Below are 11122 nucleotides of genomic sequence, written 5' to 3'. Positions count from 1 at the left end.
GCGTCCTTGATAACCTCGCGGTTGGCATCGAAAATAATCTTGTATTTGTTCGCGTCGCCGTAGAATTTCTTCGCGATTTTAGATAGGTTATCGCCCTTTACGATGGTGTAGTAGTTCTCGGCGCTATCCTCTCTAATGCCCTCGATCTGCACGTTTTTGATGCCTGCGGTATTGCCCGCGATGAGGGCTGCTTTTTCGAGAGTTTCCTTATCGGCGTTACCGCTGATTTTGACGGTGTCGCCCTGCACCTCGACCTCTAGACCCTCTACCGGCGTCGAGCTGAGATTGGTGGCGATCTCGTCTTTTACGGATTTGGCGTCATCGCCTAGACCTAGTAGTTTCTTGCCTGCTTCGGCTACGAATGAAAGTAAACCCATTGTTTTCTCCTTTGTTTGGTTAAAGTGGCAAAATTTTATCTTAAATTTACCAACGATCAGCTTAGGCGAATATCTCTGCCGATCTGCTCTAGTCTAGCGATGCGATCGGCGGTGCTTGGGTGGGTGCGGAAAAGCTTAGAGAGGCTGCTCGCCGCGCCGCCGAAAGGATTTACGATAAACATATGCGCGCTAGCGGCATCCGCGGAGCGCATGCGGTAGTTTTTGGAGTAGGCGTCGAGCTTTTTAAGCGCCGAGATCAGCCACTGCGGATGTGACGTAAGCGCTGCGGCGCCCGCATCTGCCTTGTATTCTCTCGTCCGTGAAATACTCATCTGTATGATGCTCGCAGCTAGCGGCATTACGATGGCGGCTATAAACATAAAGATCCCGTTTGAGCGGTTATTGGAGTTGCCGCCGCCTACCATCGCGCCAAATTGAGCGAAATTCGCTAGCAGCGCGATAGCTCCCGCAAACATCGCCGCGACCGAACCGATGAGGATATCGTAGTGATTTACGTGGCTTAGCTCGTGCGCTAGCACCCCTTCAATCTCTTGCGGGTTCATTAAATTTAGCAGCCCGCGCGTTACCGCAACGGCGGCGTGATTTGGATTGCGCCCAGTAGCGAAGGCGTTCGGGACCTCCTTATCGATGATGTAAATTTGCGGCATAGGTAGGTTTGCCCTCGCGCAGAGGCGGTCTACGATGTCGTAAAGCATCGGTTCGCTATCCTCGCTCACCGGTACCGCGCGGTAGTGCTTTAGCACCAGCTTGTCGCTGAAAAAGTAGCTGAAAAAATTCATCGCGCACGCCGCGCAGAAGGCTATCATCATGCCGCTGCGTCCGCCTACGGCGTTACCTACAAACATAAAAATCATCACCAGCGCGCTCATCAAAAGCGCCGTTTTTAGCTTTTCCATATATCGTCCTTTTCGCCGGCTGCAGGCGCGCTTAGCTTTTTATCCAGAGCCGAAATTTTATCCGCGAGCTTTTGCGCGCCGCCGAAAATTTCATCTTTTTTCGGAAGCCCGAAATGAAATTTAGAGCCCACGCTGTCTCCAATGCTTGCAAGTAGCGATTTGGGCGCGTTTGCGATCGCGTCTTTAAAGATCGCCGCGTCGATGCCGAGCTCGGCTAAGTTTTTTAACGCCCGCGCAGAGCCGATAAACATCGCGATCTTGGCGTCGAATAAATAATCGTTTGCTAGCTTTTGCGCGTGCGCGGCGGATTTTTTATCCACGATGATGAAGCGCGCGCCTGCGCCGTTTGCGAGTAAAATTTCATTTACATCATTCGTAATAACGCTAAATTTTTTCTGCGCCTTTTGCGCTGCGGCGATGAGGCTGTCGTTAAATTTAAAGAGCAGATTGTCGTATTTGAAAACTTCGTCGCCGTTTTTGATGAGATACAGCGGCTCGTAGGGCACGAGCGCGTGGCCTAGGATGATCATTTGCCGCCCCTTAGTTTGGCTTCACAGGACTTGCAAAGGCGCTTTTTGTCGCGCAGAGCAAGTTCGTCATTGCTAAAGTATGTCCCGCACTCGTCGCACGCCAAAAGCTCGGTCGCATCGTCCTTTTTCTTTATGCGAAATCTAGGCACTATCAAAAAATATATGAGCGCCGCGATGACGGCTATGGCTAGAATTTTTCCCATTATTTCACCCCTTTGATCACTAAAAATTTTCTATTTTTCAAAGCGTTTTCGCCGCTAAAAATTTCGCAGCGCGCGCTCGTAAATTCCTTGCGGAATTCCGCCGCTTCCGCCTCTGCGCCCGAGCCTTTGTAGAGCAAAAACGTAGTGTTTTGATCGTAAAAGCCGCGGCAAATTTCAATTAAATTTCGCGCGCTCATCAAAGCCCGAGAGCTTATCAGATCGGCGCGCACCTTTGCGCCGTCTTGCACGCGCTCGGCGTGGATTTTTACGTTAGCTAGAGCGAGGCTAACCTTCGCGTAGGTTAGAAACGCCGCTTTTTTAAGGTTTGGTTCAAACAGATGCCACTCACACAGCGGCAGCGCGAGCGCCAAAAATATCCCCGGAAAGCCCGCTCCCGAGCCGATGTCGCACGCGATGCGCGGATAGCGCGGTATGAAATTCGCTCCGCTTAGGCTGTCGCGCACCACCGCGTCCAAATCGTCGTAATTCGTGAGGCTATGGACGCGGTTAAATTTTTGCAGACAGGCTTTAAATTTAGCTACCTGCTCGCCAAAGCTCTCGTCCGGCGCAAGCTTCACAGCAGATGCCCCATCTGCTCTTTTTTGACGCGCAGATAGTTTTCGTTAAATTTATTAGGCGTGATGATTATCGGCACGCGCGCGACCACTTCAACTTTTAGATCGTGCAGCTTTTGCGGATTATTCGTAAGTAGATTTATGCGCGAAATTCCAAAATGAGCGAGTATGAAATCTACGATCTCGTAGGTGCGCTCATCGGCCTTAAAGCCTAGCTGATGATTTGCCTCGATCGTATCGAGGCCTTGATCTTGCAGCGCGTAGGCGTTGATTTTATTAAAAAGCCCGATATTGCGCCCCTCTTGACGCAGATAGATCACCATTCCGCCGTGCTCTTCGATATATTTTAGGCTCGCTTCGAGCTGGTCGCGGCAGTCGCACTTTAGGCTACCGATCGCATCGCCGGTAAGGCACTCCGAGTGGATACGCACATTTACGACATCCGCGAAAGGCTGCTTAAATATCGCTAAATGCTCCTTGTTCCCTTGCTTGAACGACTGAACGCGGAAACTTCCGAAGCGGGAGGGGAGATTTGCGACCTCTGAAATTTTTATATCCATGCTTAAATTTACTCCAATTGTGATATTATGAATCTCGCAATTCTAGCTAAAAAAGGAAAAATAATGTTTAAACGATTTAGACGGCTACGAATAAACCCCGCGCTTAGGGATCTGGTGCGACAAACCGATCTGCAAACCCGCTCGCTGATCTATCCGCTTTTTGTCGTGGAAGGAAGCGGTATCAAAAAGGAGATCGCCTCGATGCCCGGCGTATTTCAGATGAGCTTGGATGAAATTTTAAAAGAGTGCGAGATTCTTTTGTCGCTAGGACTAGATAAAATTTTACTTTTTGGAATTCCTTCGCTAAAGGACAGCATCGGCTCGGATGCGCTAAGCGAGGACGGCATTATCGCGACTTCGCTGCGCGCGATAAAGGCTAAATTTCCAAATTTATTAGTAATCACCGATCTGTGCTTTTGCGAATACACCGACCATGGGCACTGCGGCATCATCGATCATGTGCATCAGACGGTGGATAACGACGCGACGCTTGAAATTTCGGCGCAGCAAGCGCTCATCCACGCCAAAGCGGGCGCAGATATGATCGCGCCCAGCGGCATGATGGACGGCATTATCGCTACCTTGCGAGAGACGCTCGATCACGGCGGATTTGAAAATTTACCGATTATGGCGTATTCGACGAAGTTTGCCAGCGGCTACTACGGGCCGTTTCGCGACGTGGCGGAGAGCGCGCCGAGTTTTGGCGATCGCAGCAGCTACCAGATGGATCCCGCAAATAGATTTGAGGCGATCAACGAAAGCCTGCAGGACGAGGCGCAGGGAGCGGATATCTTGATGATAAAGCCCGCACTTGCGTATCTGGATCTAATCAGAGACCTGCGGGAGCGCACGCTGCTGCCGATCTGTGCGTATAACGTAAGCGGCGAATACTCGCTTTTGCAGGCGGGTAAAAAAGCGGGCGTGATCGACTATGAGCGCGTGATGATGGAGACGATGATAGGCATAAGGCGCGCCGGCGCGGATATGATCATCACCTATCACGCCAAAGAGATCGCGGAAATTTTAAATTCGCGCAGGTAAAATTTTAAAAATTTTGGAATTTTAAAATTTCGCAGCAGCAGCGAGACTTGTTTTTGAAATTTGCTTCGCGGCACGTAGCGTAAATTTAAAATTTTAAAGCCGAATAAAACGCTACGTAAGCGAAAACAGTGTAAAATTTAACCAAAAAGGAGCGATATGAGGCACTTTCTTACGTTAAACGATTTTAGCAAGGACGAGATAATCGAAATTTTAAATTTAGCCTTTGAGATTAAAAAAGAGGCTAAGGCAAGAGATTTTAAGCCGTATTTGAAAGATCAAAAATTAGCGATGATATTTGAAAAAAGTTCGACCAGGACGCGCGTAAGTTTTGACGTGGGGATGAACGAGCTAGGCGGGCACGCGCTATTTTTAAGCAGTCGCGACATCCAGCTCGGGCGCGGCGAGCAGGTCAAAGACACCGCGCGCGTGATTTCGCGAATGTGCGATCTGATCATGGCGCGCGTAAATCGCCACGAGACGCTAATAGAGCTTGCGGAATTTAGCCGCGTGCCGGTGATAAACGGGCTAAGCGATAAATTTCATCCCGTGCAGCTGATGGCGGATCTTATGACGATCGTGGAGTGCGGCACCTCAATTCCAAAGATAAAAGCCGCCTACGTGGGCGACGGCAACAATATGACGCACTCGTGGCTCATGCTTGCCAGCAAGCTTGGCTTTGAGCTGCGAATAGCGACGCCCGTGGGCTACGAAGCCGATCCGCAGATACTGTCGCAGGCGCAAGAAAATGCTAAAATTTCAGGCGCTAAAATTTTAATAACGAACGATATAAAAGAGGCGGTAGCGGGCGCAAACGTTGTGACGACCGATACTTGGGTTTCGATGGGGCAAGAAGCCGAAAAGGAGCAAAGAATTCGCGATTTTGCGGGCTTTTGCGTGGATGAAAGCTTAATGGCTCTGGCTGATAGCGGCGCGATCTTTTTGCATTGTCTGCCGGCGTACCGCGGATACGAGGTGAGCGAGGCCGTGTTTGAAGCGCACGCGGATGAAATTTTTGCAGAGGCGGAAAATCGCCTGCATGCGCAAAAGGGCGTTATGGTCTGGCTGGATCAAAGAAGGTAAATTTAGGAGAAAGCATGGAAGAAAAAGATAAAGCGCTAAAAAAGATCGACAAAGCGAGCGAATTTTTCGGGCTGGATAGCTCGAAAAGGACGGTTTTTGAAATTTCGCAGGGCGAGGACAACGAGAAAAAACTCACTTTAAAAAGCGGCTCGTGGAGCGACGAGGAGCCGTGGTTCGGCATCGACGAAAATAACGAAGTACACACGATGATCTCGATAAAATCGCTCGCAAATCTCATCGCCGCGACCAAAAACGCGATGCAGGAAAATTTTAATCTCAAGCTTGAGCGCTCGATCTTGCAGCATACGCCGGTGGATTTCGGCGACGCGTGGATCGTGTGTATGGACGAGATCAGAAGGCTAACGGGCGCAAATCCGAATGCGAAAAGATTAAGCTTAGACGTCGACGCCGTCGTTTCGCGCGTAAAAAGCCTGCATCCAAACCTTTTTATCGATATCGAAGAGCTTATCAAAACCAAGGCGGGTGGCCGTGAATAGCATAGACTTTGACGCTTACGCGAAATTTTCGCGCCCTGGACCCCGCTACACGAGCTATCCGACCGCTTTGGAATTTAGCGAAAATTTCAGCTACGAGGGGTATTTAAATGAGCTGAAAAATCAGAAAAGCTCTACGCCCCTGTCGCTTTACTTTCACATGCCGTTTTGCCGCTCCGCCTGTTATTTTTGCGGCTGCAACGTAATCTACACAGGCAAGCGCGACAAGATGGATCGGTATTTGGACTATATCGAGCGCGAAATGCAAATTTTAAGCGGCGTCGTGGACGGCTCGCGGCAAGTCGTGCAGATGCACTTCGGCGGCGGCACGCCTACGTATTTTAGCGCCGAACAGCTCGCGCGCCACATAAAAAATATCAAAAAATATTTTAAAAATTTCAGCCCCGAAGCCGAGATCAGTTGCGAGATCGATCCGCGGTTTTTAAATGCCGAGCAGCTCGACGTGCTTGTTTCAAACGGCTTTAATCGCATCAGCTACGGCGTGCAGGATTTTGACGAGCGCGTGCAAAAGGAGATCCACCGCATCCAGCCTTTCGAGCTTACTAGGGACGTCATAGCCATGGCGCGCGAGAGGGGAATAAAATCGATAAATATGGATCTGATATACGGTCTTCCGTATCAGAGCCTAGCTAGCTTTAAGCGCACGCTGGAGCTTGCGCTTTCGCTTGATCCGGATCGCTTTGCGATCTTTAACTACGCGCACGTGCCGTGGATCAAAAAATCTATGCGTAAATTTGACGAAACGACCTTGCCGGAGCCTAAAGTGAAGCTTGAAATTTTAAAATTTACGCACGATTTTTTGAGCGCGAACGGATATGAGATGATCGGTATGGATCACTACTCAAAGCCCGCGGACGAGCTTCATGCCGCGCTTAAAAACGGCTCGCTACACCGTAATTTTCAGGGCTATACGACCAAGGGCGGCGCCGATCTGATCGGCATCGGGCTAACCAGCATCGGCGAGGGCGCGCGCCACTACGCGCAAAATTTCAAAGATATGGACGCTTACGAGGCTGCGATCGATGAAGGCAGGCTGCCGTATTGCAGGGGCGTTTTGTTAAATAAAGAGGATCTGCTGCGCAAAGAGGTGATTATGGGGCTGATGAGTAATTTTTGCGTAGATATAGAGGCGATCGAGGAGAAATTTAAGATAAAATTTTTCGAGCACTTTGATGTGAGCTTAAAGCAGCTTGAGGCGCTAAAGGATTTCGTGCAAGTCTCGCCGAATAGAATTTCCGTAACGCCTACCGGCACGCTTTTGATCCGCAATATCGCGATGTGCTTTGATGAGTATATGGGTAAAAATTTGGGTGAAAAGCGCTTTTCAAAAACGGTTTGATCGGGAGAAATTTGGCTATTAAATTTCATCGTTGAAATTCGGGTTTTTAAATTTAGAGTTTAAATTTAGGCGTAAAATTTCATCTAAAACAATTGCGTAAATTTTACTTTTTTACCTTCGGGGCGAATATACGGCGCGCCGTGGCTGCTGCGCGGATATTTGCGGCGCGGCTAAATTTCAAATTTCTTGCGGCGGATTTTCGCTTTCTTTGGAGTTTAGCTTTTCTTCCTCGATCAAAAGCCTATTGGCTTCGGTAGCCTTTTTTAGCTCGCTTAGGTTTTCCTCTATGTTATTTAGGCGCTTTTCAAGGGCATTTAGGCGCTTTTCGGAGCGAGAGATAAAGTAATAAATCAGATAAATCATAAAAACTATTATGATCCAAGGCACGATTTTCATGCAAAATTCCTTAAAATTTAAAATCGGGCGCATTATATCAAAAATTTTATGAAATTTTAAATCGGTTGTTTTCAGCCTTGACAAATGCGATTTTTTCGGCTATAATCAGCACTTCAATTTCAAAATGCTGGTGTAGCTCAGCTGGTAGAGCTACTGCCTTGTAAGCAGTGGGTCGGCGGTTCAAGTCCGTCCACCAGCTCCATTTTTTTGTAACAGTGTTTGACCAGATTTTCATCAAAGGGTGAGATACTCAAGTGGCCAACGAGGGCAGACTGTAAATCTGCTGGCTTTGCCTTCCGTGGTTCGAATCCACGTCTCACCACCATGAATTTTTGATGCGGGATTAGCTCAGTTGGCTAGAGCATCAGCCTTCCAAGCTGAGGGTCGCGGGTTCGAGCCCCGTTTCCCGCTCCACCATTTAGGTTTACTGGGAGCTGTAAAACTTAACTGCTTTTATATGCTTACATAATCTAAATTTTGGTCGCATTGTTGGGTATTGGTAGCGATTTCTCTTTGCCTGAGTTTAGGCTCATATGGCTCAGAGGTAGAGCACTTCCTTGGTAAGGAAGAGGTCGCGGGTTCAAGTCCCGCTATGAGCTCCAAAAATAGAGTCGCTTAGTTTGTTGTGTAATCCACAAATCAATAACGGAGGATATGATGGCTAAAGAAAAATTTAATCGTAACAAGCCACACGTAAACATTGGTACCATCGGTCACGTTGACCATGGTAAGACTACTTTGACAGCTGCTATTTCTGCTGTTCTTTCCAGGAAGGGTCTAGCCGAGCTAAAAGACTACGATAATATCGACAACGCTCCAGAGGAAAAAGAGCGCGGTATTACTATCGCTACGTCTCACATCGAATATGAGACCGAGAAACGTCACTATGCTCACGTTGACTGCCCTGGCCACGCCGACTACGTAAAAAATATGATTACCGGTGCGGCTCAGATGGACGGCGCTATTTTAGTTGTCTCTGCTGCAGATGGTCCTATGCCTCAAACTCGCGAGCACATCTTGCTTTCTCGCCAAGTAGGCGTTCCTTATATCGTAGTTTTTCTAAACAAAACCGATATGGTCGATGATCCGGATCTTTTAGAGCTAGTCGAAGAGGAAGTTAGAGATCTTCTAAAAGAGTATAAATTCCCTGGCGACGAGACTCCGATCATTAAAGGTTCTGCGCTTAAGGCTCTTGAAGAGGCTAAAGCAGGACAAGATGGTGAGTGGTCTGCAAAGATTATGGAGCTTATGGATGCCGTTGATAGCTATATCCCAACTCCTGTTCGCGATACTGATAAAGATTTCCTTCTTCCGATCGAAGATATTTTCTCGATTTCCGGTCGCGGTACCGTTGTAACCGGTAGAATCGAAAAAGGTATCGTTAAAGTTGGCGATACTATCGAGATCGTAGGTATTAAACCTACTCAAACTACTACCGTTACCGGCGTTGAGATGTTTAGAAAAGAGATGGATCAGGGTGAGGCTGGCGATAACGTAGGCGTTTTATTGCGCGGCACCAAGAAAGAGGAAGTAGAGCGCGGTATGGTTCTATGCAAACCAAAATCGATCACTCCTCATACTAAATTTGAGGGCGAGGTTTATATCTTAACTAAAGAAGAGGGCGGACGCCATACTCCATTCTTTAATAATTATAGACCGCAGTTTTACGTTCGTACGACAGATGTTACCGGTTCGATTACCCTTCCTGAGGGAACGGAGATGGTAATGCCTGGCGATAACGTTAAAATCACCGTTGAGCTAATCGCTCCGATCGCTCTTGAACAAGGTACTCGCTTCGCGATTCGCGAAGGCGGCCATACCGTAGGCTCAGGCGTCGTTTCGAAAATCATCGCTTAATTTTTTGCAAACGGAATTTTATGAAATTCCGTTTGCTTTTTTATTTAAGGAAACTAAATGGCAAAGAATTCAAGTAGAGTAAAGGTCGGATTAAAATGCTCCGAGAGTGGCGATATTAACTATACTACTTATAAAAACAGCAAAACTACGACCGAAAAACTAGAACTTAAAAAATATTGCCCTAGATTAAAAAAGCACACGCTTCATAAAGAAGTAAAGTTAAAAGGCTAATTGTTTATAGGGCAATAGCTCCAACGGTAGAGCGCCGGATTCCAAATCCGATGGTTGGGGGTTCGAATCCCTCTTGCCCTGCCACGAGGATTGGGTATGGAAAAAGTAAAAGAGTATTATAAACAAGCAAAAGTAGAGTTAGATAAGGTAATTTTCCCGACTAAAGATCAGACTAAAACAGCGTATATCTCTGTGGTCGTCGTAGTCGTAGTTATCGCACTGTTTTTAGCGCTAGTGGATCTGATTATGTCCGCTTTGATAACGGCTTAAGCAAGGATACAATATGGCAAATAAATGGTATGCGATACAAACTTACGCCGGCAGCGAGATGGCGGTAAAGCGTGCGATAGAAGCGCTAAAGCAAGACGAAGCGCTGGAGGCTAAGATCGGCGAAGTGTTAGTGCCTACCGAAGATGTGATAGAGGTCAAAAATACAAAGCAAACCATCAAAGAGCGTAGCTTATATCCAGGGTATTGTTTTGCAAATTTAGATCTGGATACCACTTTATGGCATAGAATTCAGATGCTGCCTAAGGTCAGTCGCTTTATCGGCGAGGCGAAAAAGCCCTCTCCGCTACCGGAAAAAGATATCGAAATAATTCTAGAAAAGATCAATAATCGCGAGGCTCCTAAGCCGAAGATAAATTTTGAAGACGGAGAGACGGTTAGGATCGTCGACGGACCTTTTGCTAATTTCAACGGCATCGTAGAAGAGTATGATATGATCCACGGCAAGCTTCGCCTTAATGTTTCGATCTTCGGACGAAGCACGCCGATTGAAATTTCATATTCGCAAGTTGAAAAGATTATTTAAATTTTATAAGGAGTAAATTTATGGCTAAGAAAGTTGTTGGCGAAATCAAGCTGCAAATAGCGGCCGCAAAAGCAAATCCAAGCCCGCCGGTAGGTCCTGCGCTAGGACAAAAGGGCGTTAATATTATGGAATTTTGCAAAGCGTTTAACGAGCGAACCAAAGATATGGCGGGCTTTAATATTCCCGTTATCATCACGGTTTATGCCGATAAAAGCTTTACTTTCATCACTAAGCAGCCACCTGCGACGGATTTGATCAAAAAAGCGGCGAAGATAGATAAAGGCTCGGACAACCCTCTTAAAAAGAAGGTAGCGTCCTTAACGAAAGCTCAGGTTTTAGAGATCGTCGAGAAAAAGATCGCCGATCTGAATACCAAAGATAGAGAGCAGGCTGCTAGGATTATAGCCGGTTCGGCTCGCTCTATGGGCATTACGGTCACTGACTAGACCTTTTGACCGCTAAGGTTTAAAAAAGCGGTAGCACTTTAATTGCGGAGAAATATATGCCAAAAAATTCAAAAAGATTCAACGAACTTTTAAAAAAAGTTGACGTAAATAAAATTTATAGTGTAGACGAAGCGGTAAGCACGGTAAAAACTTTAGCTTCTGCTAAATTTGACGAGACGGTGGAGATCGCTCTTAAACTAAACGTAGATCCAAGACATGCCGATCAGATGGTGCGCGGCTC

General features: G+C 47.2%; 16 protein-coding genes, 5 tRNA genes and 1 pseudogene. 15 read left to right on the top strand and 7 right to left on the bottom strand.

Features of this window, described 5'->3' with window-relative positions; all coding sequences use genetic code 11:
- The 6 genes from Q0438_RS09130 to ribA all read right to left on the bottom strand — a co-directional run.
- Positions 1 to 377 (bottom strand): BON domain-containing protein (locus Q0438_RS09130; protein ID WP_299190300.1); only part of this gene is annotated, 377 nt, incomplete at its 3' end.
- A gap of 56 nt (positions 378 to 433) precedes the next feature.
- On the bottom strand, positions 434 to 1294 hold the full coding sequence (gene htpX / locus Q0438_RS09125) for a zinc metalloprotease HtpX (RefSeq protein WP_299190298.1): 861 nt from the start codon (positions 1292 to 1294) through the stop codon (positions 434 to 436).
- Positions 1282 to 1824, bottom strand: coding sequence for a hypothetical protein (locus Q0438_RS09120; RefSeq protein WP_299190296.1), 543 nt, complete (start codon positions 1822 to 1824; stop codon positions 1282 to 1284). Before Q0438_RS09120 ends, htpX begins: the two co-directional genes overlap by 13 nt.
- Entirely contained in the window at positions 1821 to 2027 is a 207-nt protein-coding gene (locus Q0438_RS09115) for a hypothetical protein (protein WP_298063630.1), read from the bottom strand. The genes Q0438_RS09120 and Q0438_RS09115 overlap by 4 nt, the downstream gene beginning before the upstream one ends.
- Positions 2027 to 2605: a 16S rRNA (guanine(527)-N(7))-methyltransferase RsmG gene (rsmG, locus tag Q0438_RS09110; protein ID WP_299190294.1), complete on the bottom strand. Its 579-nt coding sequence runs from the start codon at positions 2603 to 2605 to the stop codon at positions 2027 to 2029. The genes Q0438_RS09115 and rsmG overlap by 1 nt, the downstream gene beginning before the upstream one ends.
- Entirely contained in the window at positions 2602 to 3162 is a 561-nt protein-coding gene (ribA, locus tag Q0438_RS09105; protein WP_298063626.1) for a GTP cyclohydrolase II, read from the bottom strand. Before ribA ends, rsmG begins: the two co-directional genes overlap by 4 nt.
- Positions 3163 to 3225: 63 nt before the next feature.
- Between ribA and hemB the strand changes: the two genes are divergently transcribed.
- The 4 genes from hemB (at position 3226) to hemN (ending at position 7137) form a co-directional block, all read left to right on the top strand.
- Positions 3226 to 4203 (top strand): porphobilinogen synthase, encoded by a 978-nt coding sequence (gene hemB / locus Q0438_RS09100; protein WP_299190292.1) that lies wholly within the window; start codon positions 3226 to 3228, stop codon positions 4201 to 4203.
- Positions 4204 to 4359: 156 nt separating this feature from the next.
- Complete coding sequence (gene argF / locus Q0438_RS09095) at positions 4360 to 5283, top strand: ornithine carbamoyltransferase (protein WP_299190290.1); 924 nt, start codon at positions 4360 to 4362, stop codon at positions 5281 to 5283.
- Between the two features lie 14 nt (positions 5284 to 5297).
- A complete protein-coding gene (locus tag Q0438_RS09090) occupies positions 5298 to 5780 on the top strand; it encodes a DUF2603 domain-containing protein (protein WP_297941372.1) in 483 nt (160 codons plus the stop codon).
- Entirely contained in the window at positions 5773 to 7137 is a 1365-nt protein-coding gene (hemN, locus tag Q0438_RS09085) for an oxygen-independent coproporphyrinogen III oxidase (protein ID WP_299190288.1), read from the top strand. Before Q0438_RS09090 ends, hemN begins: the two co-directional genes overlap by 8 nt.
- 177 nt (positions 7138 to 7314) lie before the next feature.
- Here hemN and Q0438_RS09080 read toward each other — a convergent pair whose 3' ends face one another.
- Entirely contained in the window at positions 7315 to 7533 is a 219-nt protein-coding gene (locus Q0438_RS09080) for a hypothetical protein (protein ID WP_299190287.1), read from the bottom strand.
- 126 nt (positions 7534 to 7659) lie between these two features.
- Between Q0438_RS09080 and Q0438_RS09075 the strand changes: the two genes are divergently transcribed.
- The 11 genes and pseudogenes from Q0438_RS09075 to Q0438_RS09025 all read left to right on the top strand — a co-directional run.
- A tRNA-Thr gene (locus Q0438_RS09075) sits at positions 7660 to 7735 on the top strand.
- 38 nt (positions 7736 to 7773) lie between these two features.
- Positions 7774 to 7858: transfer RNA gene (locus Q0438_RS09070), tRNA-Tyr, on the top strand.
- A gap of 12 nt (positions 7859 to 7870) precedes the next feature.
- Positions 7871 to 7947 (top strand) — tRNA-Gly (locus Q0438_RS09065).
- Positions 7948 to 8060: 113 nt separating this feature from the next.
- Positions 8061 to 8135: transfer RNA gene (locus Q0438_RS09060), tRNA-Thr, on the top strand.
- Positions 8136 to 8190: 55 nt separating this feature from the next.
- On the top strand, positions 8191 to 9390 hold the full coding sequence (gene tuf, locus Q0438_RS09055; RefSeq protein WP_040304280.1) for an elongation factor Tu: 1200 nt from the start codon (positions 8191 to 8193) through the stop codon (positions 9388 to 9390).
- Between the two features lie 57 nt (positions 9391 to 9447).
- Positions 9448 to 9621: a 50S ribosomal protein L33 gene (rpmG, locus tag Q0438_RS09050; protein WP_005872634.1), complete on the top strand. Its 174-nt coding sequence runs from the start codon at positions 9448 to 9450 to the stop codon at positions 9619 to 9621.
- A gap of 8 nt (positions 9622 to 9629) precedes the next feature.
- Positions 9630 to 9705, top strand: a tRNA-Trp gene (locus Q0438_RS09045).
- 12 nt (positions 9706 to 9717) lie between these two features.
- Entirely contained in the window at positions 9718 to 9891 is a 174-nt protein-coding gene (gene secE / locus Q0438_RS09040) for a preprotein translocase subunit SecE (protein ID WP_005872632.1), read from the top strand.
- 13 nt (positions 9892 to 9904) lie between these two features.
- Positions 9905 to 10435 carry a transcription termination/antitermination protein NusG gene (nusG, locus tag Q0438_RS09035; protein WP_297921286.1) on the top strand — a complete coding sequence of 177 codons (531 nt, stop codon included), beginning with the start codon at positions 9905 to 9907 and terminating at the stop codon, positions 10433 to 10435.
- Between the two features lie 20 nt (positions 10436 to 10455).
- Positions 10456 to 10881: a 50S ribosomal protein L11 gene (gene rplK, locus Q0438_RS09030; RefSeq protein ID WP_005872629.1), complete on the top strand. Its 426-nt coding sequence runs from the start codon at positions 10456 to 10458 to the stop codon at positions 10879 to 10881.
- Positions 10882 to 10937: 56 nt separating this feature from the next.
- A pseudogene (locus Q0438_RS09025) lies at positions 10938 to 11122 on the top strand (50S ribosomal protein L1); the annotation flags it as partial.

This window comes from uncultured Campylobacter sp. (assembly GCF_938030785.1).
GTDB lineage: Bacteria > Campylobacterota > Campylobacteria > Campylobacterales > Campylobacteraceae > Campylobacter_B.
This window is presented reverse-complemented; position numbering and strand designations above follow the sequence as displayed.

Excerpts from the sequence above, each read along its gene's own strand:
- argF (WP_299190290.1), top strand. The coding sequence starts at position 4,360 with ATGAGGCACTTTCTTACGTTAAACGATTTTAGCAAGGACGAGATAATC.
- Q0438_RS09080 (WP_299190287.1), bottom strand. The coding sequence starts at position 7,533 with ATGAAAATCGTGCCTTGGATCATAATAGTTTTTATGATTTATCTGATT.
- ribA (WP_298063626.1), bottom strand. The coding sequence starts at position 3,162 with ATGGATATAAAAATTTCAGAGGTCGCAAATCTCCCCTCCCGCTTCGGA.
- hemB (WP_299190292.1), top strand. The coding sequence starts at position 3,226 with ATGTTTAAACGATTTAGACGGCTACGAATAAACCCCGCGCTTAGGGAT.
- Q0438_RS09115 (WP_298063630.1), bottom strand. The coding sequence starts at position 2,027 with ATGGGAAAAATTCTAGCCATAGCCGTCATCGCGGCGCTCATATATTTT.
- tuf (WP_040304280.1), top strand. The coding sequence starts at position 8,191 with ATGGCTAAAGAAAAATTTAATCGTAACAAGCCACACGTAAACATTGGT.
- Q0438_RS09120 (WP_299190296.1), bottom strand. The coding sequence starts at position 1,824 with ATGATCATCCTAGGCCACGCGCTCGTGCCCTACGAGCCGCTGTATCTC.
- htpX (WP_299190298.1), bottom strand. The coding sequence starts at position 1,294 with ATGGAAAAGCTAAAAACGGCGCTTTTGATGAGCGCGCTGGTGATGATT.
- rpmG (WP_005872634.1), top strand. The coding sequence starts at position 9,448 with ATGGCAAAGAATTCAAGTAGAGTAAAGGTCGGATTAAAATGCTCCGAG.
- nusG (WP_297921286.1), top strand. The coding sequence starts at position 9,905 with ATGGCAAATAAATGGTATGCGATACAAACTTACGCCGGCAGCGAGATG.
- rplK (WP_005872629.1), top strand. The coding sequence starts at position 10,456 with ATGGCTAAGAAAGTTGTTGGCGAAATCAAGCTGCAAATAGCGGCCGCA.
- Q0438_RS09090 (WP_297941372.1), top strand. The coding sequence starts at position 5,298 with ATGGAAGAAAAAGATAAAGCGCTAAAAAAGATCGACAAAGCGAGCGAA.
- secE (WP_005872632.1), top strand. The coding sequence starts at position 9,718 with ATGGAAAAAGTAAAAGAGTATTATAAACAAGCAAAAGTAGAGTTAGAT.